Source organism: Pseudomonas sp. GW823-FHT02C02 (assembly GCF_058797635.1).
This window is the reverse complement of record NZ_JBXAJV010000001.1, coordinates 49,010-74,038: the sequence shown is the minus strand read 5'-3', so window position 1 is coordinate 74,038 and position 25,029 is coordinate 49,010. Positions and strand designations below refer to the sequence as shown.

Here is a 25,029-nt window from a genome sequence, read left to right as displayed (position 1 = left end):
GATTCTTATGAATGAGGCGTTTCTCCCCTTCTCCCGCCCGACTATCGGCGATGAGGAAATCGCAGCCGTAGAGCAAGTATTGCGCTCCGGCTGGATCACTACCGGGCCGAAAACCCAGCAACTGGAAGAGCAATTCGCCCACTATGTCGGCTGCCGTCATGCCGTTGCACTTTCTTCGGCCACTGGTGGTATGCATATCACGTTACTGGCCTTGGGCATTGGTCCGGGCGATGAAGTCATCACGCCATCCCAGACCTGGGTGTCCACGGCCAACATGATTTGCCTGTTGGGTGCCAAACCGGTCTTCGTCGACGTTGACCGCGACACGCTCATGTGTGACCTGGCCAGCATCGAGGCGGCGATCACGCCGCGCACCCGGGCAATCATTCCGGTGCATTACGCCGGTGCCGCCTTCGACCTTGATCCACTTTACGCATTGGCCGACAAACACGGCATCCCCGTCATCGAAGACGCCGCCCATGCAGCAGGCACCTTCTATAAAGGTCGACATGTCGGCGCGAAAGGCACGGCGATCTTCTCGTTCCACGCGATCAAGAACATGACCTGCGCCGAGGGCGCGATGTTCGTCAGCGACGACACCGCGCTGGCCAACCGGGTACGCATGCTCAAGTTTCATGGGCTGGGCGTTGATGCCTACGATCGGCTGACCCACGGTCGCAGACCTCAGGCACAAGTGATGGAGCCGGGTTTCAAATACAACCTGGCCGACATCAATGCCGCCATCGCCCTGGTGCAGCTTGAGCGTCTGGGTGCGATCAACGCCAAGCGCACCGAGCTGGCGCGCACCTACCTGCAACGCCTCGAAGGTTTACCGGTGCAACCGCTGGCCATCCCGACGTATCCGCAGCGGCACGCGTGGCACCTGTTCGTCCTGCGCATCGACGCCGAGCGCTGCGGACTGGATCGCGATGCCTTCATGAGGGCCTTGCAGGAACAGAACATCGGCACCGGCATTCACTTCATCGCCACGCACCTGCACACCTGGTACCGCCAGCGTTTCCCTGACCTTCACCTGCCCAACACCGAATGGAACTCGGAGCGCCTGTGCTCGATTCCGTTGTTCCCCGACATGACCACCGATGACGTCAATCGTGTCGTCGACGCCATCGAAAACACACTGGAAAAAAGCCTGTGAAACCGTATCCGATCCGTTGCGTGTCGATCGTCATCCCAGTCTACAACGAACAGGACAGCCTGCCCGAGCTGCTCAGGCGGACCGAAGCGGCCTGCCGTTTGTTGCGCCATGACTATGAAATCGTGCTGGTCGATGACGGCAGCCGCGACAACTCCGCACAAATCCTCGAGGAGGCCGCCAATCGAGAGTGCAGCCCGGTGGTGGCGGTCATTCTCAACCGCAACTACGGCCAGCACGCGGCAATCATGGCCGGTTTCGAGCAGTGCAAAGGCGATGTGGTGATCACCCTCGACGCCGACCTGCAAAACCCGCCGGAAGAAATCCCTCGCCTGGTGGCGCAGGCCGAGCTGGGCTATGACGTGGTTGCCACGGTACGCAACAACCGCCAGGACTCCGCGCTGCGCCGCTGGCCGTCGAAGCTGATCAACCTGGCCGTACAGCGCTCGACCGGTGTGGCCATGAGCGATTACGGCTGCATGCTGCGCGCCTACCGCCGCAGCATCGTCGACGCGATGCTCGCCTGCCGCGAACGCAGCACCTTCATTCCGATCCTGGCCAACAGCTTTGCCCGGCACACCACGGAGATCCTGGTGACCCACGCCGAACGTGAACACGGCGAATCCAAATACAGCCCCATGCGCCTGGTCAACCTGATGTTCGACCTGATCACCTGCATGACCACCACGCCGCTGCGGTTGCTGAGCATCGTCGGTTTCGCCATGGCCGGACTCGGCTTGCTGTTCGCCACGGCGTTGATCGTCCTGCGCCTGGTGTTCGGCGCCGAATGGGCCGGCGACGGCACATTCGTGTTGTTCGCCGTGCTGTTTGTGTTCACCGGCGGGCAGTTCATCGGCATGGGCCTGTTGGGCGAATACCTGGGCCGCATGTACAGCGACGTCCGCGCCCGCCCCCGATTCTTCGTCGAGAAAGTCCTGCGTAGCCAACCCGCCACGCCAGCACCCGTTGTCACCGTCGACGGCCTCACTAACACTTCTTCCGATCAGGTTCTCTCATGAGCGCAAAAGCTGTTGTCTTCGCCTATCACGATATCGGCTGTGCCGGCATCGAAACCCTGCTCGACTCAGGCTTCGAGATCGCCGCGGTGTTTACCCACGCCGATGATCCGAAGGAAAACGCCTTTTACGCCTCCGTGGCGCAACTGTGCGCGCGCAAGGGCATCCCGGTTCATGCCCCGGAAGATGCCAACCATCCGTTGTGGATCGAGCGCATCAGCAAGCTGAAACCCGATTACCTGTTCTCGTTCTACTACCGCCAGCTGCTGAGCGAACCGCTGTTGGCCACGGCACGCAAAGGCGCGTTCAACTTGCACGGTTCATTGCTGCCGCGCTATCGGGGTCGGGCACCGGCCAACTGGGTGCTGGTCAACGGTGAAAGTGAAACCGGCGTGACCCTGCACCGTATGGTCAAGCGCGCCGACGCCGGCGCAATCATCGCCCAGCAACGGGTGGCCATTGAGCGCAGCGACACGGCGCTGAGCCTGCATGGCAAATTGCGTGTGGCCGCCATCGACCTGCTGCGCGATGCCTTGCCGGCGTTGCGTCAAGGCACCGTCAGCGAAACCCCGCAGGACGAATCCAAAGCCACGGTATTCGGACGTCGCACCCCGGCCGACGGCAAGCTTGTATGGAAGCGCCCCGCCGAAGATCTGTTCAACCTGGTTCGCGCCGTCACCCAGCCGTACCCAGGCGCGTTCTGTGCCGTTGGCGAACACAAGCTGATCGTCTGGAGCGCAGAAGTTGCCAAGGGCAACGCAGGCCTGGCACCGGGCCGGGTCATCAGCGTCGATCCGCTGCGCATTGCCTGTGGCGAAGACTCTTTGGTCATCACCTCCGGCCAGCGTAACGACAACGGCTTGTACCTGAGCGGTCCGCAACTGGCCAGCGAACTGGGGCTGGTCGACGGTTCCGTGTTACGTGGCGCCGAGTCCGGCCGCGCGCCACGCCGCACTCGGGTGCTGATCCTGGGCGTCAACGGCTTCATCGGCAATCACCTGTCCGAGCGGCTTTTGCGCGATGACCGATATGAGGTGTACGGCCTCGATATCGGCTCCGACGCCATTGACCGCTTGCGCAGCCATCCGCGTTTTCACTTCGTCGAAGGCGACATCAGCATTCACTCCGAGTGGATCGAATACCACATCAAGAAGTGCGACGTGATCCTGCCGCTGGTGGCGATAGCCACGCCAATCGAATACACCCGCAACCCGCTGCGGGTGTTCGAACTGGACTTTGAAGAAAACCTGAAACTGGTGCGCTACTGCGTCAAATACAACAAGCGCGTGATCTTCCCGTCGACCTCCGAAGTGTATGGCATGTGCCAGGACCAGAACTTCGACGAAGACAGCTCCAACCTTGTCGTCGGCCCGATCAACAAGCAACGCTGGATCTACTCGATCTCCAAGCAGTTGCTCGACCGGGTGATCTGGGCCTACGGCCAGAAAGGCCTGAACTTCACCCTGTTCCGTCCTTTCAACTGGATGGGCCCGCGCCTCGACCGACTGGACTCGGCGCGGATCGGCAGCTCCCGGGCCATCACCCAACTGATCCTGAACCTGGTGGAAGGCACGCCGATTCGCCTGTTCGACGGCGGCGAGCAGAAACGCTGCTTTACTGACATTGCCGACGGCGTCGAAGCGCTGGCCCGGATCATCGACAACGAGAACGATGCCTGTAATGGCCAGATCATCAACATCGGCAACCCGGACAACGAGGCCAGCATTCGTCAGTTGGGCGAAGAACTGTTGCGTCAATTCGAAGCGCACCCGTTGCGCGACAACTTCCCGCCGTTCGCCGGTTTCCGCGACGTGGAAAGCAAGGCGTTCTACGGCACCGGCTACCAGGACGTGTCCCACCGCAAACCGAGTATCGCCAACGCCAAGCGCCTGCTGGACTGGACGCCGACAGTGGAGATGAGCGAGACCATCGGCAACACCCTGGATTTCTTCCTGCGCGAGGCCATGCTCGAAATTGCCGAGCACTCCAAAGAAGAATCATGCTGATGCGGGCAGGCCTTCGAATCGATGTCGACACTTACCGGGGCACCCGTGAGGGGGTGCCGCGACTGCTGGAAATCCTCGATGAAGCGCAGGTCAAGGCGACGTTTTTCTTCAGCGTCGGGCCGGACAATATGGGGCGCCATCTGTGGCGCCTGATCCGCCCGCAATTCCTCTGGAAAATGCTCCGTTCCAACGCGGCCGGCCTGTACGGCTGGGACATTCTGCTGGCCGGCACGGCCTGGCCGGGCAAACCGATCGGCCGCGACCTCGGGCACTTGATGCGTCAGGCCCGGGATGCGGGCCATGAAGTCGGTCTGCACGCCTGGGATCACCATGGCTGGCAGGCCAATGCCGGGCGGTGGAGCGAGGCGCAGCTGATCGAACAGATCCGCTTGGGCGTCGACACCCTCAGCGACATCCTCGGGCAAGCCGTTGAGTGCTCGGCGTCGGCCGGTTGGCGTGCGGACGAACGCGTGATCGAGGCCAAGCAGGCCTTCGGCTTTCGCTACAACAGCGATTGCCGCGGCCAGAGCCTGTTCCAACCAAGGTTGGCCGGCGGTGGCTTGGGGGCGCCGCAGATTCCGGTGGACCTGCCGACCTTCGATGAAGTGGTGGGCCCTGCCGTTGCGGCCAAGGACTTCAACGCCTTCATCCTCGATCGCTTCACCCCTGAACACCTCAACGTTTATACGATCCACGCCGAAGTAGAAGGGATTCTGATGGCCAACGATTTCCGTCAACTGCTGGCCGATGCGCGCCAGCGTGGTATCGGCTTTAAACCCTTGGGCGACCTGCTTCCCGCAGCCCCGGGCGCCTTGCCAACGGGCCGGGTCGTGCGCGGCCATCTCGAAGGCCGGGAAGGCTGGCTGGGAGTGCAAGGCGCATGAGCAAACGCTGGGGACTGCCGCTGCTATTGGGGTTTTTTCTGTTGGCGTATCTGTTGCCGTTGGGCAGCCACGGCTTATGGATTCCCGATGAAACCCGCTATGCGCAGATCAGCCAAGGCATGCTCCTGAGCGGCGACTGGGTATCGCCGCATTTCATGGGCCTGCGCTATTTCGAAAAACCGGCAGCCGGGTACTGGGTGATTGCGGCCAGCCAGGCCTTGTTTGGCCAGAACCTGTTTGGAGTGCGCTTTGCCTCGGCGCTGAGCATGGGCCTGAGTGTGTTGTTGTGTTTTCTGATCGCCCGTCGTTTGTGGAACGAACCGCGCAAAAGCTTTGCCTGTGCGTTGCTGTACATGAGTTTCACCGTGGTCGCGGGCCAGGCCGGCTACGCCAATCTCGACCCGCAATTCACCTTCTGGGTCAATCTGAGCCTGGTCGCGTTATGGTTCGCGCTCGACAGCGACCGCCGGGGTCCGCGCCTGACCGGTTGGGCGGTGCTGGGGCTGGCCTGCGGCATGGGATTCATGACCAAGGGCTTTCTCGCCTGGTTACTGCCGGTGCTGATCGCCCTGCCCTTCATGATCTGGCAAAAACGCTGGCGTGAGCTGCTGGTCTACGGCCCCGTGGCAATCATCGTGGCTATTGCGGTCAGTCTGCCGTGGGCGCTGGCGATTCACTCGCAGCAACCCGATTACTGGCGATTTTTCTTCTGGCACGAACACATCCGTCGCTTTGCCGGTGACGACGCCCAGCATGACGCGCCGTGGTGGTTCTATTTGCCGTTGCTGGTGGCGTTCAGTCTGCCGTGGGTGGCATTGCTGCCGTCGGCGTTGCGGCAAGCATGGACAACCCGTGGCCAGGTCCGCATTGGTTTTCTGCTGCTGTGGCTGGTGATGCCGCTGCTGTTTTTCAGCCTGAGCAACGGCAAATTGCCGAGCTACATCTTGCCCTGCCTGCTGCCATTGGCCTTGCTGTTGGGGCATACCCTGGCCGACCGACTCAAGCTGGAGCAAGGCCGGGTCCTGGGCCTCAACGGTTTGCTGAACTTGCTGCTGGGGCTGACCGCCCTGCTCGCACTGGTTTACCTGCAACTGAAAAAGCCGCTGTATAACCATGAACTGCACAACCTGGTGCTGGTGTTCATCGGCCTGATCGGCTGGATCATGGCCAACCTGCTGCAAGCTTTCAGACCCCTGCAATGCTGGGCCGCACCGGCCTTCGGCAGCCTGCTGCTGATCGGTCTGCTGCCCGCCGGGCTGCCCGACTCGGTGGTGGCCAACAAGATGCCCGACCAGTTCATCCGCCATCACGCCGATGAACTGGCGCAGACCGGGAAACTGTTGAGCAACGATCTCGGCGCCGCGGCCGCCCTGGCCTGGCGTCTGAAGCGCCCGGACGTGGCGTTGTACAACACGATAGGCGAACTGAAATATGGCCTTGCTTATCCTGACTCGGTGCAGCAGCGCGTCGATCCCGATCAGGTTCAGCAGTGGATGCGCAACGCCCGTCAGAGCGGCTCGGTCGGCGTGGTGATGCGGGTCAAGGGTGAGGACGAGCTGCAAGAAATCGAACGGCTGCCCAAGGATGGCAAGCGCTATGAACAAGGCAATCTGGTGATTCTGATCTTTCCTCAGGGTGCGTCATGAGCCTGCTCCTGCTGTTGGCCGCGTGCCTGCTGACCTGCCTGGGCCAGATCGCCCAGAAGTACGCCGTCGACAGTTGGCGGGCGAAGCCGTCAGCCTGGGGCGAGAAACTGCGCTCGCCGTGGTTGTGGCTGGCACTCGCTGCGCTGGGGTTGGGTTTGCTGGTCTGGCTGCTGGTGTTGCAGCGCCTTGAAGTCGGCATTGCCTACCCGATGCTCAGCCTGAATTTCGTGCTGATTACCCTGATCGCCCGGTTTGTCTTCCACGAGCCCATCGACCGCCGGCACTGGCTGGGCGTGGCGCTGGTGATCGGCGGTGTGATTCTGCTGGGGCAACACGCATGAGCCTGCGTCGCGGAATCAGCTTCGCCATGGGCAGCGTGCTGCTCGGCAGCGCGGCGCAGTTGGGCATGCGCTGGAGCATGACGCGCCTGCCTTCCCCCGAACATCTACTGACTTCCAGCATCGATCCAGTGGCGGTCGCCGTGGTGCTGGGGGCGATTCTGGCCTACGGAGTTTCAATGCTGTCCTGGCTCGCCGCCCTGCGGGATGTGCCGCTGGGCCGGGCCTATTCGCTGCTGAGCATCAGCTACGCGCTGGTGTATCTGCTGGCCGCCAGCCTGCCGCTGTTCAACGAAGCGTTCAGCGTTACAAAAACCCTCGGCGTGGCCCTGGTCATGCTCGGAGTCATCACCATCAACTCACGTCCGGCTCGCGCGCCCGAACGCAGGAGTGCCTCATGAAAATCAGTGTATTTGGTAGCGGTTACGTTGGCCTGGTGCAAGCCGCCGTCCTGGCGGAAGTCGGCCACGACGTGGTCTGCATGGACATTGACGAGAAGAAAGTCGAATTGCTGCAACAAGGCCACGTGAGCATTTTCGAACCGGGGCTGGCCAGCCTGGTGCGCGAAAGCCTGGAAGCCAAACGCCTGCAATTCACCACCGATGAAAAACTCGCGGTGCAGCATGGTCAGGTGCTGTTTATCGCGGTCGGTACACCGTCCCGGGACGATGGCTCGGCGGACCTGCGTTACGTGTTGTCGGTGGGCGAAGCGGTTGCACGGCATCGTGAGCAGCCGGTGATTCTGGTGGAGAAATCCACGGTACCGGTGGGCACGGGCGACACCTTGCGAGCGCATATCGACAAGTGCCTGATCAAGGTCGGCCGCTTGCTGCAGTTCGATATCGTCTCCAACCCCGAATTTCTGAAGGAAGGTTCGGCCGTGGCGGACTGCCGGCGCCCGGACCGGATCGTCATCGGCTGCGACAGCGATGACGTGCGCGACGTGATGCGCGACCTTTACGCGCCGTTCAATCGCAACCACGACCGCATCATGTTCATGGACCTGCGCAGCGCCGAGCTGACCAAGTACGCCGCCAACTGCATGCTGGCCACCAAGATCAGCTTCATCAACCAGATCGCCGAACTGGCCGAGCATCTGGGTGCGGACATCGAATCGGTGCGCCTGGGCATCGGCGCCGACTCGCGCATCGGTTACCACTTCATCTACCCCGGCTGCGGGTATGGCGGCTCGTGTTTCCCCAAAGACATGCGCGCGCTGATTCACAGCGCCGAAGAGGCGCACTGCTCCAGCGACCTGTTGCAAGCGGTGGAAGCGATCAACCAGCGGCAGAAGCACAAGCTGTTCGAGCGCATCAACGCGTTCTACAAGGGTGACTTGCGCGGCAAGACCTTCGCCGTGTGGGGCCTGGCCTTCAAACCCAACACCGATGACATGCGTGATGCGCCGAGCCGGGTGCTGCTGGAATCACTGTGGGCCGCCGGCGCCAGCGTGCGCGCATTCGACCCGGAAGCCATGCAGGAAACCCAGCACCTGTATCCCGAGGAGTCGAAGTTGATGCTGATGGGCACACCGGAATCGGTATTAGCCGGTGCCGACGCGCTGATCATTTGCACCGAATGGCAGCAGTTCAAGGCCCCCGATTTCAACCTGATCCAGCAACGTTTGAAGGCGCCGGTGATCTTCGACGGACGCAATTTGTACGACGCCGAACGCCTGGCACGCAGCGGTTTCCTGTACTTCCCGATAGGCCGTGGGGAATCACGCAAATTGCCGATTCCGTTCCAGCAGTGGCCCGCGAATCAGGTCGTCGCTTGATCGCCGTATCGGCGCCCATACGCCGGCAGTCCTTGTGGCTGGGGCTGATGGCGCTGGGGCTGTTCAGCGCCGGGGTTTATCAGCAGGCCGCCATCGGTTTCGATTCGCGTTTTGTGCTGTTTGCCGAGGAAATGCTGCGCCATGGGCCGTCGGTTTTTCCGACCACCTATGGCCAGCCCTACGCCGATTACTCGGCGCTTTCGACCCTGTTCATCTGGGTCCTGTCATTGCCCTTCGGACAGGTCAACAGCCTCAGTGCCTGGTTACCAAGCGCAATTGCCGGGGCGGTAATCGTTACGCTGATGTACCGCTTGCTGGCGCCCTACTCCCCACGTTGGGCGCTGCTGAGCATCGCGTTGATGTTGATGACCAACACCTTCGTCACCGAAGTCCGAGCGGTGTCCCAGGACTTGATGCTCGCGGCGATCGCCTTTGCAGTGTTCTATCTGGGTTATGCCGCGGACCACTTTTCGGCACCCCGGCGCTGGCTGCTGATTTTTGCCCTGTTGCTTCTGGGCTTTGCAGTTCGTGGCCCGATCGGGCTGGTGGTCCCGACTGGCATGCTGTGCAGTTATTGGCTGCTTAATCGCCAATGGCAGCGGCTGTTCGGCTTCGGCCTGACGGCGGCGGTGCTGCTGGCCGCAAGCGTCGGCATGTTGTTATGGCTGGCCGAAAGCCGTGGCGGTCCCCTGTTCGTGCAGGATGTCGTGCGCATGCAGTTTCTGGGGCGAATGGACGGCAGTGAAGGCGTGAGCGGTTCGCTGTATTACTTCACCGGATCGCTGGGCAACTATGCGCTGGCGTATCCGTTGGCGCTGCTGGTGTTGGCGGCGGTCTGGCTGCCCCATCAGCGCCAGTCAGGTCCGGCGCTGCGCCTGTTGCAGTACTGCACGGCGGCGGCGTTGATCGTGATGGTCGGACTGTCGATTCCCCAAGCAAAAAAGGCCCGCTACCTGCTGCCGATGTTGCCCATGGCCGCGATCATTGCCGCGTACCCGTTCCAGGTGGCGCGGGGACGGGTTTTCGTTTGGTTGCGCGGTTTGATGCAAGGAGTGTGGTTGTTGACGCCCTGCGTATTGATCGGCGTGTTGCTGTACGCCCATCGACGGTTTCCCGAGCAACTGACCTCGATCACTTCGATGCTGATCATCCTCGCCGCGCTGCAAATGATCGCACTGGCCACGCTTTTCAGGCCCCGATGGCGGGCACAGACCTTGGCGTTTTGCGCGGTTCTGGCGTTGTGGTCGGTGTACATTCTGGTGTTCGAACCGGTCGAACGCCGGCTCTACGACACCCAGACGTTCAGCCGCGCGGCCTTTGCGCTCGTGCAAAACGATCCGGCGCCGCTGGTATTGCATGGCATGGGTAAAGACGCGAAGGCGATCAAGTTCATGGTCAATATCGATGAGGACTTGCAGCCGGTGTTCACCGAGTCGATTCAGGAGCTGGAACAGCTTCAACTGCCGGCGTGGTTGATGATGGACGCGCGTGACTATCGGGCTTTGCAAGGCACGCCGTTCGCAGCCGTGCCGCCGGTGTTGAGCGGCCGATTCGACAAAGATGATTACGTCTTGCTGCACCTCAACCTGCCTTCGCAGATGCCGAGCCCGTGAGGCTGCTGCTAAAGTGCGCGGATGAACTTTCTTGTCCGTCGTGCCCGAGTTTCCGACGCTGCCGCCCTCCCCGCCATCGAGCGTTCGGCGGCTGGCCACCGCCAAGTTCAAAAGAAGAATATTTTTCGCAAGAATTTACTTGTTGATCATTTCTTGCGCCGGCTTCCACACCATGATTATTTTTTCCGCAATTACTTACTTTATAAATATTGATTATATTATTCTCAGAATAAGGGGCGGGACTTGTTATATCGGCTTATCAATTTATCTTTTGATCGCCTTCCCAAAAAAAAAAACTTGAGAAGGTACTGTGAAAAATAAATCAGATTGATCAAAACAGATGACGATGCGCAGCCTGAAATAATCCCTGTCTTGCGTATCAGATGTGTCTGACTTTCAAACCGGCACCTTCAGATCCACACCCAATGCCTGCGCAAACGCCTTGACCAGCGGGCTGCGCACGGTGTTGTGGCGCAGGATCAGATTGAACGGCGTGACGATGCTGATCAGGTCCGGGCGCACCGCGCGAAATTGCCCCTGAGCCGCCATCGATGCGGCGTAATGCTGCGGCAAAAAGCCCAGGAAACGCCCGGTCTTGATCAGCAATGCCACGGCTTCCACCTGAGTTGCCGACGCGGAAAAACTGTCGTAGTGGACGAAATTGAGTTTGTCGCGATGAATCGCGTAGCGGTGGTTGATGAACTCGTAATCCTTGAGCACGTGGCTGCCGATTTCGGCGTCCGGCATCGAGAACAGCGGATGACCGAGCGCGCAGTAAACCTCCGAGCGCTCTTCATACAGCGCGTAGTAATCAAACTCTTCACGCTTCTGATAAACAGGAACGATGCCCGCCACTAACCGCCCCTCTACGACGCCTCTTTCGACTTCATCCAGTTGCGATGACTGAAGTTGGAACCTTACTTTAGGTGACTCTTCATTGATTCTTCTAAGCGCGGCCACTAACGGTGAATTATCGTCGGAGATTGTATTGTCAATAACACCCACCCCAAGGTCACCGACAAGTTCATTCTGCGCCGAACTAAGCCGATCACGAAAGTTGTCGACCGAGGCAAACAAGTCGATGGATGCCTGGTACACCAGACTGCCTTCTTCGGTCAGGTGAAAGCCTTCCCGGCCTCGGGTGCACAGGCGCATGCCGATGCGGATTTCAAGGTCGGAAATCTGTTTGCTGATGGCTGCCAGCCCCACATTCAGCTCGTTCTGGGCGGCACTGAAGCCTCCGGCCTCGACCACGGCCTTGAACACTTTGAGCAGTTTGAAATCCAGGCCACTGAGGGCCAGCGGCGCCCGATGCGACGTTTTCGGTGGCGGGTTTCCGGAATTGGAAAGTGGGGTTTCCATAATGCTTATTTACCTCTGGCGCCCTATTCAACACTCTGTGTCCAACAACAAAAATAGTGCTGGTAAATAATAATGAACACAGAAAACCAGGCTTGGCAACCGCTAATAATCCCCGTACTTCAGTGCCAACTCACTGATTTCGAACTATTAAAAGCTGACACTTCGATCAGCTCTCGCAACGATATAACTGCCCCTATTGAAACTGCTTTGGCCTGACCACGCCCGGTTGATTTTTTAACGATCCCGGCACGGGTTCCAGGTCCGGCATACCGATCTGTAGGAGCGAGGCTTGCCCGCGAAGCTCTTCGGCATCACACCAAACTAATGACTAACTTCCGGCTACGACGAGGAAAACAACAATGTCTCAATCCACCGACCGTCTCTGGGGTGCCCGCTTCAAAAGCGGCCCGTCCGAAGCCCTGGCGGCGTTGTCCCGTTGCCCCGAACGCTACTTTCGCCTTACCCCGTATGACCTCGCCGGTTCCAAGGCGCATGCCCGTGAATTGCAGCGCGCCGGGCTGTTGAGCGAGCAGGAAACCCTGACCATGCTCGACGCTCTGACGCGCATCGGTGATGACTTCCGTGCCGGCAGCATCGCGCCGACCCTGGACGACGAAGACGTCCACACCTTTATCGAACGCCTGCTGACCGAACGCCTCGGCGCCCTCGGTGGCAAACTGCGCGCCGGGCGGTCCCGTAACGACCAGACCGCCAACGACCTGCGTCTGTTCCTACGGGATCACGTGCGCACCTTGGCCGTCGAAGTGCTGGCCTTGCAGCAAGCGCTTGTGGATCAGGCCGAGCAACACATCGAGAGCATCTGTCCAGGCTTCACTCACTTGCAGCAAGCGCAACCGATCGTCTTCGCTCACCACTTGCTGGCTCACGCTCAATCGATGCTGCGTGACGTGCAACGCCTGGTGGACTGGGACAATCGCACCTCGCTGTCGCCACTCGGCGCGGCGGCCATGGCCGGTTCCGCCATCGCGCGCCTGCCGCAGCAGTCGGCCAAGGAAATGGGCTACAGCGGCGTCTGCGAAAACTCCATTGACGCCGTGGCCAGCCGCGATCACGTCGCCGAGTTTCTGTTTATCGCCAGCATGCTCGGGATCAACATTTCCCGCCTCGCCGAAGAGTTTTGCCTGTGGTCCTCGCGGCAATTTCGCTGGGTCGCGCTGGACGATGCCTACGCCACCGGCAGTTCGATCATGCCGCAGAAGAAGAACCCGGACATTGCCGAACTGGCCCGGGGCAAGGCTGGCCGCCTGATCGGCAACCTCACCGGGTTGTTATCGACGTTGAAATCCCTGCCGCTGTCGTACAACCGCGACTTGAGCGAAGACAAGAACGGCGTGCTCGACAGCGTCGACACGCTGCTGCTGGTGTTGCCGGCCATGGCCGGGATGGTCGCAACCATGAAGGTCAACGTCGAAGAACTGCGTCGCCAGGCACCGCTCGGTTTCACCCTGGCCACCGAAGTCGCCGACTGGCTGGCCATGCGCGGCGTACCGTTCAAGGAAGCGCATGAAATCACCGGCGCGCTGGTCCAGGCCTGTGAGAAACACGACATTGAATTGTGGGAAGCATCGCCGGCGCTGCTGGCCGAGATTGATCCACGCCTGACCGCGGAAGTGCGCGAGAGTCTGACCCTCGAAGCTGCCATCGCCGCCCGCAGTGGCTGGGGTGGCACGGCGCCGCAACAGGTGCGCGAGCAGATCGGCCGTCTGAAAACCGCCCTCGCGGCGCAGCAGCAATGGACCGAGAACTATCAGGGTTTCCGCCTCTGAAGCAGCACGCAAAAATCCGTAGGAGCGAAGCTTGCTCGCGAAGAGGTCATGTCAGTCGACCTCAATGTTGAATGTCACACCGCTTTCGCGAGCAAGCTTCGCTCCTACAGGGGATTTTGGTTGATCTGAATGAACAGTGTACGGAGAAACAACATGAGCCAGACTCAGGCAGAACGACTCCAGCGGGAGCGAAAACTGGCGGAAAACCAGTTCGACATTACCCAATACCACCACGTGCCCCGGCGTTATTACGGGCGGATTTTCTTCGCCACCGTCATCGTCATTGCGATTCTCGGGCTGGTACGCGCCTTCGCCGAAGGCAAGATCGAATGGTCGTACATCGGCCAGTTCCTTACCTCGCAAGCGATCATGTGGGGTTTGCTCAACACCATCGTCATGGCGGTGCTGGCGATGGCCCTGGGCATCGTCTTCGGGGTGATCACGGCGATCATGCGCATGTCGGCCAATCCGATCCTGCGTTATGTCGCGGTGACCTACACCTGGCTGTTTCGCGGTACGCCGCTGATCCTGCAACTGCTGTTGTGGTTCAACCTGGCGCTGATCTTTCCCACCATCGGCATTCCCGGCGTGTTCGAAATGGACACCGTGACTCTGATGACCCCGTTCGTGGCCGCCCTGCTCGGCTTGAGCATCAACCAGGGCGCCTACACCGCCGAAGTGGTGCGCGCCGGCCTGCTGTCGGTGGACACCGGGCAGTACGAAGCCGCCAAGTCGATCGGCATGCCGCGTCTGCAAGCGCTGCGCCGGATCATCCTGCCGCAAGCCATGCGGGTGATCATTCCGCCGGTGGGCAACGAGTTCATCGGCATGGTGAAAATGACCTCCCTGGCGAGCGTCATCCAGTACTCGGAGCTGCTCTACAACGCCCAGAACATCTACTACGCCAACGCCCGCGTGATGGAGCTGCTGATCGTCGCCGGTATCTGGTACCTGGCCACCGTCACCGTGCTGTCCTTCGGTCAAAGCCGTCTGGAGCGTCGTTTCGCTCGCGGCGCCGGCAAGCGTTCTTGAGGAGCCCCACATGAGAAGCATCGTCAAGGCCGTGAGCCTGAACAAATATTACGACCAGTTCCACGCGCTCAAGGACGTCAATATCGAAGTCGAGCAAGGCGAAGTGCTGTGCATCATTGGCCCGTCCGGCTCCGGCAAAAGTACCTTGCTGCGTTGCGTCAACCAGCTGGAAAAGATCGACAAGGGCGGCCTGTGGGTCGACGGCGAACTGGTGGGTTACCGGGTCGTCGGCAACAAACTGCACGAGCTCAACGAGTCGCAGATCGCCCGTCAACGCCTGTCCACCGGCATGGTGTTCCAGCGTTTCAACCTGTTCCCGCACATGACTGTGCTGCAAAACATCATCGAAGGGCCGTGCCAGGTGCTCAAGCGTTCGCCCAAAGAGGCGCACGAAGAAGCCGTGGAATTGCTCGCTCGCGTCGGCCTGGCCGACAAGCGTAACAGCTACCCGATCGAACTCTCGGGTGGTCAGCAGCAACGCGTCGCCATTGCCCGTGCCCTGGCCATGCGTCCCAAGCTGATGCTGTTCGATGAACCCACTTCGGCACTCGACCCGGAACTGGTCGGTGAGGTGCTGTCGGTGATGCGTGACCTCGCGCAAACCGGCATGACCATGATCGTCGTCACCCATGAACTGGGCTTTGCCCGTGAGGTTGCCAACCGCATGGTGTTCATGGACGGCGGGCAGATCGTGGAGGCTGGAAGCCCCGAAGAAATACTAATAAGTCCGCAAAACCCGCGCACCCAAAGCTTCATTTCTGCCGTTCGAACCTAAGCGCCGTTTGGCGCTCACAACACTCATAAGAGAACGACCATGAAGAAAATAGTTATCCCGACAGTACTCGCAGGCGTTATGGCTTGCGGCTTCACCTTCGCCGCTGAGCTTCCGGCCGGCATCAAGGAAAAAGGCGAGGTCGTTGTGGCGATCATGCCGAACTACCCGCCGATGGATTTCAAGGACCCGGCCACCAACACCCTCACCGGTCTCGACGTTGACCTGGGCAATGCCCTGGCCGAACGTCTGGGCGTGAAGATCAAGTGGCAGGAAACCGGCTTCGAGCAAATGATCAATGCCCTGACCACCGACCGCGTGGACATGGTGATGTCGGGCATGACCGACACCGCTGAACGCCAGGCCAGCGTGACCTTTGTCGACTACTTCACCAGTGGCCCGCAGTTCTACACCTTGCAGAAGAACAAGGACTTCAACGAGATCACCGACCTGTGCGGCAAGAAAGTCGGCACCAGCCGTCGTACCACCTTCCCGGCGGAAATTGCTGAATACAGCAAGGCCCACTGCGAAGGCGCCGGCAAACCGGCCATCGTGGTGGTCGGCACCGAAGGCTCGGCCGATGCCCGCGCGCAATTGCGTCAGAGCCGTATCGATGCGGCCATGCAGGGTAGCGAAACCCTGCCGTATCTCAAAACCCAGGAAAAGGACATGTACAAGACCGTGGGCCTGCCAATCTCCCAGCAGTTCACCGGCCTTGGCGTGAGCAAGAAAAAGCCTGAGTTGAGTGAAGCGGTGAAGGTCGCGTTGCAGAGCATGGTCGATGACGGCAGCTATCAGGCGATCCTCAAGAAATGGGACCTGGAACTGGGCGCGATCAAGACCGTGACCATCAACGCCGGCAAGTAATGCTTGCCCTGTAGGCGCGAGGCTTGCCCGCGAAGGCGGTGTTTGGCAGAGATGTTGAATGTACCGGCCTCTTCGCGAGCAAGCTTCGCTCCTACAGGAACTGCGTTTTACTTATAGATAAAATGGAGCGCCACGATGTCCTCCGCCCCCCAACCCACCTGGCCCTACCCGCACAAAGCCTGCCTCGCCCTGGCCTTCGACCTCGATGGCCCGACGGGCGATGCGATGCTCAACGGTTCGATCTGGCGCAAGCCCGAGTACTTCGGTTTTGGCGGTTATGGTCCTTACCGGGCCTTGCCGCGGATTCTGGATTTGCTCGACGAATACCGGATCCCGACGACCTTTTTCGTCCCGGCCTGGGTCGTGGAAAACTGGCCGAAACAGTGCCAGGCGATTGTCGAGCGCGGGCATGAGGTGGCGTACCACGGCTACAAACACGAATCCTTTTACGCCCTGGCGCTGGAACAGCAAAAGGATGTGATGAACAAATCCCGCGAGGTGTTCTGGAAACACCTGAACATCCGCGCCGAAGGTTTCCGCACCCCCTCCGGCGACTGGCGAGCCGAGACCCCGGCGATGCTGGTGGAAGCCGGCGTGACTTACTCCAGCAGCATGCGCGGCGATGACCGCCCGTACCTGGTGAAAGTGCCGGGCCATGAAACCCCGCTGGTGGAAATCCCCGGCCGCTGGGAAATGGACGACTACGCCTCCCTCGCCTACACCCGGGCGCCGGACTTCCCCTCGGGGCTGGACCGCACCGCCAGCTACGCACTGACCCTCGACAACTGGTGCCGCGAGTACGACGGCGCGATGAATGAAGGGCTGTGCCTGACTACCCTGTTCCACCCCAAGATCACCGGCAAGCCGGGGCGCATCCTGCTGCTGGAAAAACTCTTCGAACACATGCGTCAGCGCGACGACGTGTGGTTTGCCACCTGCCGCGATGTCGCCCAGTGGTGGCTCAAGGAGCATCACCATGGCTGATTCCACCGTCTGGCCCAAAGGCTACCGCTGCGCCGTGGTCCTGACCGTCGACTACAACGACATCCACGGCATCCTGACCCAGGCGCCTGAAGTCGCGGGCCGCGACAAGACGCTGTCGGTCTGGCGTTACGGCACCCAGCGCGGCGTCGAGCGGTTGCTCGGTTTGTTCGCCGAACTCGGGGTAAAAAGCAGCTGGTGCATCCCAGGCATCGTTGCCGAGGAAAACCCGCAACACCTTCGGGCAATTCAGGCCGGCGGGCATGAGATCGCCTGCGCCGGCTATCGCCACCAGAACTACGACCTGCTCGATCTGGCCGGACAAAGCGCCGAGATTGCCAAGGGTTGCGAAGCGCTCGCGGCGCTGACCGGCCAGCGTCCAAGCGGGTTTCGAATCCCGGCCGGTAACGGTGCGCCGGGCTTCATCGAGGCGCTGAGGAACCAAGGCATTCGCTGGTCTTCGTCGTGGCGCGGCGATGATTTGCCGTTCGCTCACCCCACCGCCCCCGAAGTGATCGAGCTGCCGTTGCACTACGAACTGGAAGACGAGCCCTATTTCGCCTTCAACCTCAGCCCGGCGGTGCCGCCGGCACAATCGCGAATCGCCTCTTACAGCCACACCCTGGGCAACCTGCAAATGGACTTCGCCGGGTTTCGCCGGTTTGGCCTGTGTTACGTGCTGCGCCTGCACCCGGAAATCATTGCCACGCCGGGGCGAATTGGCGTGTTGCGTGAATTGCTTGAGGGCATGCAGCAGCACGATGACGTGTGGATCGCCACGGCCGGCGAGGTCGCGCAATGGTGGGCCGATTCGGCAGTCCCCGTGACCGAGGATCATCCGGCATCGGTGTATGAGCGGCATTACCGGGATTACCTCGTATGACTGAACGCATGCAGCGACTCGCGCAGTTTTGCGTCGACACGCGCTTTGAAGATTTGCCACCGGCCCTGGTGGCGCAAGCCAAACGGCACATCCTCGACACCTTCGGCGTGACATTGGCCGGGGCTGACAGCGAAGTGGCGAAACAGGCGCGTCAGGTATTCGCAAGTGAAGCCGGCGACACCCTGGTCTGGGGCACTGATCTGCGCATGGGCGCCGCTCAGGCCGCGATCCTCAATGGCATCGCCGCCCACGCCCTGGAACTGGACGACACAGGGGGCTGCGACCACTCCGGCGCGGTGGTGCTGCCGGCGGTGATGGCTGCGGTGTCGATGAAGACCGAACCGGTCAACGGCCGCGAGTTGATTACCGCCGTGGTGATTGGCTACGACGTCAGCCGTCGCGTGCTCGAAGCCTGCGGCGGCTATTCGGCGCACAACGGCGCGGGCTGGCATTCGACCGCGACCTGCGGGGTGTTCGGCGCCGCGGCGGCGAGCGCGCGGATCCTTGGACTGGACGCCGCGCAAACCGTGTCGGCACTGGGCATCGCTGGAAGTTTCAGCGGTGGTCTGTGGGCCTTCATCCACGACGGCTCGCAGAGTAAAAAGCTGCACAGCGGTCGAGCGGCCGAAGGTGGATTGCTGGCGGCGCGGTTTGCTCAACAAGGCATCAGCGGACCGAAAAAGTTGTTCGAGGATGTCTGGGGCGGTTTTCTCAGAACCCTGGCCGGCGTGGCCTCAAACCCGACCGCGCTCGATGCGGATCTGGGCGTCGTGTGGAAGCTCGCCCGCTGCTCGATCAAGCCCTACGCCGCGTGCCGGGGGACTCATTCGGCAATCGATGCGTTGGGGTTGTTAATGGATCAACTGCAGGTCGGCGCCGATCAGATTGAAGACATCGAAGTCTCGTTGTGCGGGTTTCTTCAGGACATGTGCGGTGGACAGGATGTCAGCACGCTCGCGGCGGCACAGATGAGTTTGCCCTATGCCCTCGCCGCCCGGCTGGTTCATGGTCATTGCCGGCTGGAAGCCTATGACGAGGCACAACGGGGCGACCCTCGGATTGCTCACTGGATGGCGCGCATTCGTCTTGAAGTGGATCCGCAACTGTCAGAGGATGGCGAGCCCGTCATCTGCGTGCGGACGGTGGACGGTCGGCAGGCAAATCTTTGTGTCGACCCGCCATTGGGCGCGCCGGGGAATCCGTTGAGTGATGCGGCGCTGGAGGAGAAGTTTTTCAGTCTGGCCGGGCGGGTGATGCCCCTGGAGCAGGCTGGGGAATTGCTTGAGCAATTGTGGCGGTTGGACACGCTTGAATCGGTGTTTTGCCTGTGCGGGCCTCTTCGCGGGCAAGCCTCGCTCCTACAGGTCATGCGTTGATCATGCGGACACCAACAACCTGTAGGAGCGAGGCTTGCCCGCGAATGAAGGCGACGCGGCTCCACGACGAACACCACAAAACCTAAATAAGGACATTTGCCCCACCGTGGCCACTTACTCGCTCGTAATCCGCCGGTTGATGATCGTTTCGCTGACCATCGTCGTCAGCCGCGCCATCACCAGCCCGCTGCTCACCTTGTTCCTGAGCAACAAGCTCGGCCTCAACCAGCAGGACGTCGGTTTGCTGCTGGGCATCGCGGTGTTCATCGCCACCCTGCTCGCGCTCTATGGCGGCTACATCATCGACCGCCTCGAAAAACGTCGGCTGCTGATTCTGGCGATGCTCTCCAGCGCCATCGGCTTCGTCCTGCTGACCTTCGCCGAAAACCTCTACCTGACCACCGCCACCCTGGTCATCACCGAAACCGCCTCGGCGCTGTTCCTGATCGGCTCGAAGGCGATCCTCAGCGAAAACCTGCCGATTGGCCAACGCGCCAAGGCGTTTTCCCTGCGCTACACCCTGACCAACATCGGCTACGCCACCGGCCCGATGCTCGGCGTGGTGATTGCCGGGGTGTACCCGATTGCGCCGTTCCTGATAGCCGGCGGCATCGCGTTCTTCAGCATTTTCCTGATGATCGGCATCCCCAGGGACTCGTCGCAGACACCCCCGATCGGCCAACCCCAAAGTTTTCTCAAGACGCTGATTACTCTGAAGAACGACCGCACACTGATCATGTTCACCTGCGGTTGCCTGCTCAGCACCGTGGTCCACGGTCGATTCACCCTGTACCTGTCGCAATACCTGCTGGTGACCCATGATTCCAAGCGCGCGCTGGAAACCATGGCCGCCCTGCTCGCCTGCAACGCCATCAGCGTGATCCTGCTGCAATACCAGATCGGCCGATTCCTCAAGCGCGAACAGCTGCGTTACTGGATCGCCGGCGGCACCAGCCTGTTTATCGTCGGGTTGATCGGCTTCAGTCTGGCCGACAGCCTGGTGAGCTGGTGCGTGGCGATGTTCATCTTCACCCTCGGCGAAATGATCATTTACCCCGCCGAATTTCTCTTCGTCGACACACTGGCCCCGGAAGAACTGCGCGGCAGTTACTACGGCGCACAAAACCTCGCGGCCCTCGGCGGAGCCCTGAGCCCGGTGATTTGTGGCTTCCTGCTGATGCACACACCGGCACCCACCATGTTTTATGCCCTGAGCGCGCTGACGGCCATGGGCGGGTTCCTGTGTTTCATGAGCGGTCGTCGAGTCGCGTTACAGCAAAAATAATGCACTCAAACTGCATTAATATGAATTTGTAAGCATCGGGATTGAACGGCACACTGTGCCCCGTTCCTCCCCCAATAGTTGGAACACCTTCAAGGGCTTTCTGGGTTTCCCAGTTAAGCCTTTTTTTTTCCTGGATTTTTACCAACGGATCGTTTGCCTCATGCTCGCTCGCTGGTTACCTGCCGCCATCAACACCCGTCCTTCCGAATGGAGCCGTGCTGCCATTGGCATGTCCCTGGGCACGCTGTTCAGCGTCTGGCTGTGCGCCCAAGTGTTCGGCATGGAAGTGGCGCAACATTTGATCGGGCCGTTGGGCGCATCGGCGGTGTTGCTGTTCGCGGTGTCCTCCGGCGCCCTTGCCCAGCCATGGTCGATTCTGGGCGGATACTTGAGTGCCGGCGTTGTTGCGCTGCTGGTCGCACATGTTCTCGGCCGAACCCTTGGCAGCGCCTGCCTGGCGGCGGGCATGGCGCTGATCCTGATGTGCTGGTTGCGTTGCCTGCACCCACCGGCCGGAGCGCTGGCGTTGCTGTTGGTGCTGGCCGATCCGGCAACCATCGCACTGGACTGGAAAGCCCTCGGCGCGGTGATGCTCGCCGCATCGACCATGCTGCTCTGCGCGCTGGCCTATAACAACCTGACGCGCATTCGCTACCCCAAGCGCGCTGCCGAGCCGGTGCCCATGGTGCCGGCGGATCATCCGCCGATCGACAGCCAGGCCATCACAGCCCAGGACTTGAAACTGGCATTGGCGGACATGGAGGCGTTCTTCGATGTCACCCCGGAAGACCTGGAACAACTGATTCATATCAGTGAGTTACACGCCAAACGTCGCAGTATTAGTGAAGTGCTGCGTCATAGTTCCTGACGACACACCTCCCTGCTCGCGAAGACGCCCTGCCCGTCAACCTCAATGTTGAATTACACAACGCCTTCGCGAGCAGGCTCGCTCTCACAGGCCCATGCAAATATGCAGAAAGCACCTGCATATATCCCGGTTGTACATCATAAATTTGCACTGGTACGATCCGGGATCGCTCGCGCGCGAGCTTCTCTATAAAGAACAATAAAAGCAGGGAGTTAGTGATGACTGCTCAGGTTTCATCGAAAGAGACTTCGTTCATGGATGCCACGCAAAACGAAGTGCTGGCCGAGGTCCGCAACCACATCGGTCACCTGACCCTCAATCGCCCCGCCGGTCTCAACGCCATTACCCTGAACATGGTCCGCCACCTGCAGCGCCAGCTCGACGCCTGGGCGCAGGATCCGCAGGTTCACGCGGTGGTCTTGCGCGGTGCCGGCGAGAAAGCCTTCTGTGCCGGCGGCGATATTCGCTCGCTGTATGACAGTTTCAAAAGCGGCGACACGTTGCACGAAGACTTCTTCGTCGAGGAATACGCCCTCGACCTCGCCATTCATCACTACTGCAAACCGGTGCTGGCCCTGATGGACGGTTTTGTCCTCGGCGGCGGCATGGGTCTGGTGCAAGGCGCTGACTTGCGCGTGGTCACGGAGAAGAGCCGTCTGGCGATGCCGGAAGTGGCCATCGGTTATTTCCCGGACGTCGGTGGCAGTCATTTCTTGCCACGGATTCCCGGTGAGCTGGGAATTTATCTGGGCGTCAGCGGCGTGCAAATCCGCGCAGCCGATGCGCTCTATTGCGGCTTGGCAGACTGGTTTCTGGAAAGCGAAAAACTCGGCGCCCTCGACGAGCAACTCGACCAGCTCGAATGGCGCGACACGCCGCTCAAGGACCTGCAAGGCCTGCTGGCGAAACTCGCGGTGCAACAACTGCCCGATGCGCCATTGGAAGCGCTGCGCCCGGCCATCGATCACTTCTTCGCCCTGCCCGATGTGCCGAGTATTGTTGAGCAACTGCGTGAAGTGACGGTCGCCGACAGCCATGAATGGGCCATGACCACCGCCGACCTGCTGGAGAGCCGTTCGCCGCTGGCGATGGGCGTGACCCTGGAAATGCTGCGCCGTGGTCGGCACTTGAGCCTCGAAGACTGTTTCGCCCTTGAGCTGCACCTGGACCGTCAGTGGTTCGCGCGCGGCGACCTGATCGAAGGCGTGCGCGCCTTGCTGATCGATAAAGACAAGCAACCACGCTGGAATCCGCCAACCTTGCAGGCGCTGGACGCCGAGCACGTCGCGAGTTTCTTCAGCGGTTTTGACCAGAGCGGGAACTGAGCCATGCACGATATCGAATTGAGCGAAGAGCAAGTCATGATCCGCGACATGGCCCGGGACTTTGCCCGCGGCGAAATCGCGCCCCATGCGCAAGCCTGGGAAAAGGCCGGCTGGATCGATGACGGTCTGGTGGCGAAGATGGGTGAACTCGGCCTGCTGGGCATGGTGGTGCCGGAAGAATGGGGCGGCACCTATGTCGACTACGTCGCCTACGCCCTGGCGGTAGAAGAGATTTCGGCCGGCGACGGCGCCACGGGCGCATTGATGAGCATCCACAATTCCGTGGGCTGCGGCCCGGTGCTCAACTACGGCACCGAAGAACAGAAACAAACCTGGTTGCCGGATCTGGCCAGCGGCCAGGCGATCGGCTGCTTCTGCCTGACCGAGCCGCAAGCCGGCTCCGAAGCGCACAACCTGCGCACCCGCGCCGAACTGCGCGACGGCCAATGGGTGATCAACGGCGCCAAGCAATTCGTCAGCAATGGCAAGCGGGCAAAACTGGCGATTGTGTTTGCCGTGACCGATCCGGACCTGGGCAAGCGCGGCATCTCGGCGTTCCTGGTGCCGACCGATACCGCCGGTTTCATCGTCGACCGCACCGAACACAAAATGGGCATTCGCGCCTCCGACACCTGCGCGGTGACTTTGAGCAACTGCACGATTCCCGAAGCCAATCTGCTGGGTGATCGCGGTAAAGGGCTGGCCATCGCCCTGTCCAACCTCGAAGGCGGCCGCATTGGCATCGCTGCCCAGGCGCTGGGCATTGCCCGGGCAGCGTTCGAAGCCGCACTGGCGTATTCGCGGGATCGGGTGCAGTTCGACAAACCGATCATCGAGCACCAGAGCATCGCGAATATGCTCGCTGACATGCACACACGGCTAAACGCGGCGCGCTTGCTGATCCTGCATGCGGCTCGGCTGCGCAGTGCCGGCAAACCGTGCCTGTCCGAGGCTTCGCAGGCCAAGCTGTTTGCGTCGGAAATGGCCGAGAAAGTCTGCTCGTCGGCGATGCAGATTCATGGCGGGTACGGGTATCTGGAAGATTACCCGGTGGAGCGCTATTACCGGGATGCGCGGATTACGCAGATTTATGAAGGGTCGAGCGAGATACAGCGGATGGTGATTGCCCGGGAGTTGAAAAACTATCTGGTGTGAAGCTTGAAAGCTTCGCGGGCAAGCCTCGCTCCTACAGGTTATCGGTGTTCGCATGAACGACCCGTAACCCAGTAGGAGCGAGGCTTGCCCGCGAAGGCGTCGGTGAGGTCGCTACATCACTTACCCTGGAACTGCGCCTCACGCTTGGCAATGAACGCCGCCATCCCTTCCTTCTGATCCTGCGTCGCAAACGCCGCATGGAACACCCGGCGCTCAAAGCGCACGCCTTCCGACAGGCTCACTTCAAACGCGCGGTTGACGCTTTCCTTGATCATCATCGCGATCGGCAACGACTTCTTGGCGATCAACGCGGCGACTTTCAGCGCTTCTTCCAGCAGTTCATCCGCCGGCACGATCCGCGCGACGATCCCGCAGCGCTCGGCTTCTACCGCATCAATCAAACGTCCGCTCAGGCACATTTCCATGGCCTTGGCCTTGCCCACGGCGCGGGTCAGGCGCTGGGTGCCGCCCATACCCGGCAGCACGCCGAGGTTGATTTCCGGCTGGCCGAATTTCGCATTGTCGCCGGCAAGGATGAAATCGCACATCAGCGCCAGTTCACAGCCACCGCCCAGGGCGAAACCGTTGACCGCTGCAATGATCGGCTTGCGGCGGTTGGCCACGCGATCGCTGTCGCTGAACAGGTCGTCCAGATAGATCTGCGGGTAGGTTAGTTCGGCCATTTCCTTGATATCGGCGCCGGCGGCGAAGGCTTTTTTCGAGCCGGTCAGCACGATGCAGCCGATGTTCGAATCAGCTTCCAGGCCATCGAGGGCGTGGTTCAGTTCGCTGACGATCTGCGCATTCAACGCGTTCAGCGCCTGCGGACGGTTGAGGGTGATCAGGCCTACACGACCGTGGGTTTCCAGCAAAATCGTTTCGTAACTCACAATGGACTCCTTC

At 60.8% G+C, this 25,029-nt stretch carries 22 protein-coding genes and 1 pseudogene; 21 read left to right on the top strand and 2 right to left on the bottom strand.

Annotation, left to right across the window (positions count from 1 at the left end; all coding sequences use genetic code 11):
- Positions 1-7 precede the first annotated feature (7 nt).
- From arnB to AC1ROI_RS00280, 10 genes and pseudogenes are all read left to right on the top strand, one after another.
- Positions 8-1,156, top strand: coding sequence for a UDP-4-amino-4-deoxy-L-arabinose aminotransferase (arnB, locus tag AC1ROI_RS00325; RefSeq protein WP_083376802.1), 1,149 nt, complete (start codon positions 8-10; stop codon positions 1,154-1,156).
- Positions 1,153-2,172 carry an undecaprenyl-phosphate 4-deoxy-4-formamido-L-arabinose transferase gene (gene arnC, locus AC1ROI_RS00320; protein ID WP_083376803.1) on the top strand — a complete coding sequence of 340 codons (1,020 nt, stop codon included), beginning with the start codon at positions 1,153-1,155 and terminating at the stop codon, positions 2,170-2,172. Before arnB ends, arnC begins: the two co-directional genes overlap by 4 nt.
- Positions 2,169-4,175: a bifunctional UDP-4-amino-4-deoxy-L-arabinose formyltransferase/UDP-glucuronic acid oxidase ArnA gene (gene arnA / locus AC1ROI_RS00315; protein ID WP_102593780.1), complete on the top strand. Its 2,007-nt coding sequence runs from the start codon at positions 2,169-2,171 to the stop codon at positions 4,173-4,175. Before arnC ends, arnA begins: the two co-directional genes overlap by 4 nt.
- Positions 4,175-5,059, top strand: coding sequence for a 4-deoxy-4-formamido-L-arabinose-phosphoundecaprenol deformylase (arnD, locus tag AC1ROI_RS00310; RefSeq protein ID WP_102593795.1), 885 nt, complete (start codon positions 4,175-4,177; stop codon positions 5,057-5,059). The genes arnA and arnD overlap by 1 nt, the downstream gene beginning before the upstream one ends.
- Positions 5,056-6,705: a lipid IV(A) 4-amino-4-deoxy-L-arabinosyltransferase gene (arnT, locus tag AC1ROI_RS00305; protein WP_102593779.1), complete on the top strand. Its 1,650-nt coding sequence runs from the start codon at positions 5,056-5,058 to the stop codon at positions 6,703-6,705. Before arnD ends, arnT begins: the two co-directional genes overlap by 4 nt.
- A complete protein-coding gene (gene arnE, locus AC1ROI_RS00300) occupies positions 6,702-7,046 on the top strand; it encodes a 4-amino-4-deoxy-L-arabinose-phosphoundecaprenol flippase subunit ArnE (protein ID WP_010460060.1) in 345 nt (114 codons plus the stop codon). The genes arnT and arnE overlap by 4 nt, the downstream gene beginning before the upstream one ends.
- On the top strand, positions 7,043-7,444 hold the full coding sequence (gene arnF / locus AC1ROI_RS00295) for a 4-amino-4-deoxy-L-arabinose-phosphoundecaprenol flippase subunit ArnF (protein ID WP_077748391.1): 402 nt from the start codon (positions 7,043-7,045) through the stop codon (positions 7,442-7,444). The genes arnE and arnF overlap by 4 nt, the downstream gene beginning before the upstream one ends.
- Positions 7,441-8,822 (top strand): annotated as a pseudogene (locus AC1ROI_RS00290) (UDP-glucose dehydrogenase family protein); the annotation flags it as partial. The gene arnF and the pseudogene AC1ROI_RS00290, both read left to right, overlap by 4 nt.
- A gap of 45 nt (positions 8,823-8,867) precedes the next feature.
- On the top strand, positions 8,868-10,433 hold the full coding sequence (locus AC1ROI_RS00285; RefSeq protein WP_256580103.1) for an ArnT family glycosyltransferase: 1,566 nt from the start codon (positions 8,868-8,870) through the stop codon (positions 10,431-10,433).
- A 21-nt stretch (positions 10,434-10,454) separates the two neighbouring features.
- Positions 10,455-10,646: a hypothetical protein gene (locus tag AC1ROI_RS00280; protein ID WP_177426698.1), complete on the top strand. Its 192-nt coding sequence runs from the start codon at positions 10,455-10,457 to the stop codon at positions 10,644-10,646.
- A 183-nt stretch (positions 10,647-10,829) separates the two neighbouring features.
- On the opposite strand, the gene AC1ROI_RS00275 is transcribed toward AC1ROI_RS00280, so the two are convergent.
- The gene (locus AC1ROI_RS00275) at positions 10,830-11,795 is read right to left on the bottom strand and encodes a LysR family transcriptional regulator (RefSeq protein WP_102593778.1); all 966 of its coding nucleotides are present in this window, start codon (positions 11,793-11,795) and stop codon (positions 10,830-10,832) included.
- Positions 11,796-12,154: 359 nt separating this feature from the next.
- Here AC1ROI_RS00275 and argH point away from each other — a divergent pair, with 359 nt between their 5' ends.
- The 11 genes from argH (at position 12,155) to AC1ROI_RS00220 (ending at position 24,126) form a co-directional block, all read left to right on the top strand.
- Entirely contained in the window at positions 12,155-13,582 is a 1,428-nt protein-coding gene (gene argH / locus AC1ROI_RS00270; RefSeq protein WP_010460054.1) for an argininosuccinate lyase, read from the top strand.
- 153 nt (positions 13,583-13,735) lie between these two features.
- Positions 13,736-14,614 carry an amino acid ABC transporter permease gene (locus AC1ROI_RS00265; RefSeq protein WP_010460052.1) on the top strand — a complete coding sequence of 293 codons (879 nt, stop codon included), beginning with the start codon at positions 13,736-13,738 and terminating at the stop codon, positions 14,612-14,614.
- Between the two features lie 10 nt (positions 14,615-14,624).
- Positions 14,625-15,389 carry an amino acid ABC transporter ATP-binding protein gene (locus AC1ROI_RS00260; RefSeq protein WP_010460050.1) on the top strand — a complete coding sequence of 255 codons (765 nt, stop codon included), beginning with the start codon at positions 14,625-14,627 and terminating at the stop codon, positions 15,387-15,389.
- Between the two features lie 39 nt (positions 15,390-15,428).
- Positions 15,429-16,253 (top strand): ABC transporter substrate-binding protein, encoded by an 825-nt coding sequence (locus AC1ROI_RS00255; protein ID WP_042932091.1) that lies wholly within the window; start codon positions 15,429-15,431, stop codon positions 16,251-16,253.
- Between the two features lie 135 nt (positions 16,254-16,388).
- On the top strand, positions 16,389-17,237 hold the full coding sequence (locus AC1ROI_RS00250; protein WP_102593777.1) for a polysaccharide deacetylase family protein: 849 nt from the start codon (positions 16,389-16,391) through the stop codon (positions 17,235-17,237).
- Positions 17,230-18,117 carry a polysaccharide deacetylase family protein gene (locus tag AC1ROI_RS00245; protein WP_077748388.1) on the top strand — a complete coding sequence of 296 codons (888 nt, stop codon included), beginning with the start codon at positions 17,230-17,232 and terminating at the stop codon, positions 18,115-18,117. The genes AC1ROI_RS00250 and AC1ROI_RS00245 overlap by 8 nt, the downstream gene beginning before the upstream one ends.
- Positions 18,114-19,493, top strand: a complete 1,380-nt coding sequence (locus AC1ROI_RS00240) for an MmgE/PrpD family protein (protein ID WP_102593776.1) — start codon at positions 18,114-18,116, stop codon at positions 19,491-19,493. Before AC1ROI_RS00245 ends, AC1ROI_RS00240 begins: the two co-directional genes overlap by 4 nt.
- 106 nt (positions 19,494-19,599) lie before the next feature.
- Positions 19,600-20,778 carry an MFS transporter gene (locus AC1ROI_RS00235; RefSeq protein ID WP_102593775.1) on the top strand — a complete coding sequence of 393 codons (1,179 nt, stop codon included), beginning with the start codon at positions 19,600-19,602 and terminating at the stop codon, positions 20,776-20,778.
- Between the two features lie 160 nt (positions 20,779-20,938).
- Positions 20,939-21,646, top strand: a complete 708-nt coding sequence (locus AC1ROI_RS00230; RefSeq protein WP_010460040.1) for an HPP family protein — start codon at positions 20,939-20,941, stop codon at positions 21,644-21,646.
- A gap of 218 nt (positions 21,647-21,864) precedes the next feature.
- A complete protein-coding gene (locus AC1ROI_RS00225; RefSeq protein ID WP_102593774.1) occupies positions 21,865-22,971 on the top strand; it encodes an enoyl-CoA hydratase/isomerase family protein in 1,107 nt (368 codons plus the stop codon).
- Positions 22,972-22,974: 3 nt separating this feature from the next.
- Positions 22,975-24,126, top strand: coding sequence for an acyl-CoA dehydrogenase family protein (locus AC1ROI_RS00220; protein ID WP_010460035.1), 1,152 nt, complete (start codon positions 22,975-22,977; stop codon positions 24,124-24,126).
- Positions 24,127-24,242: 116 nt separating this feature from the next.
- Here AC1ROI_RS00220 and AC1ROI_RS00215 read toward each other — a convergent pair whose 3' ends face one another.
- Complete coding sequence (locus AC1ROI_RS00215; protein WP_077748383.1) at positions 24,243-25,016, bottom strand: enoyl-CoA hydratase; 774 nt, start codon at positions 25,014-25,016, stop codon at positions 24,243-24,245.
- Positions 25,017-25,029: the final 13 nt, after the last annotated feature.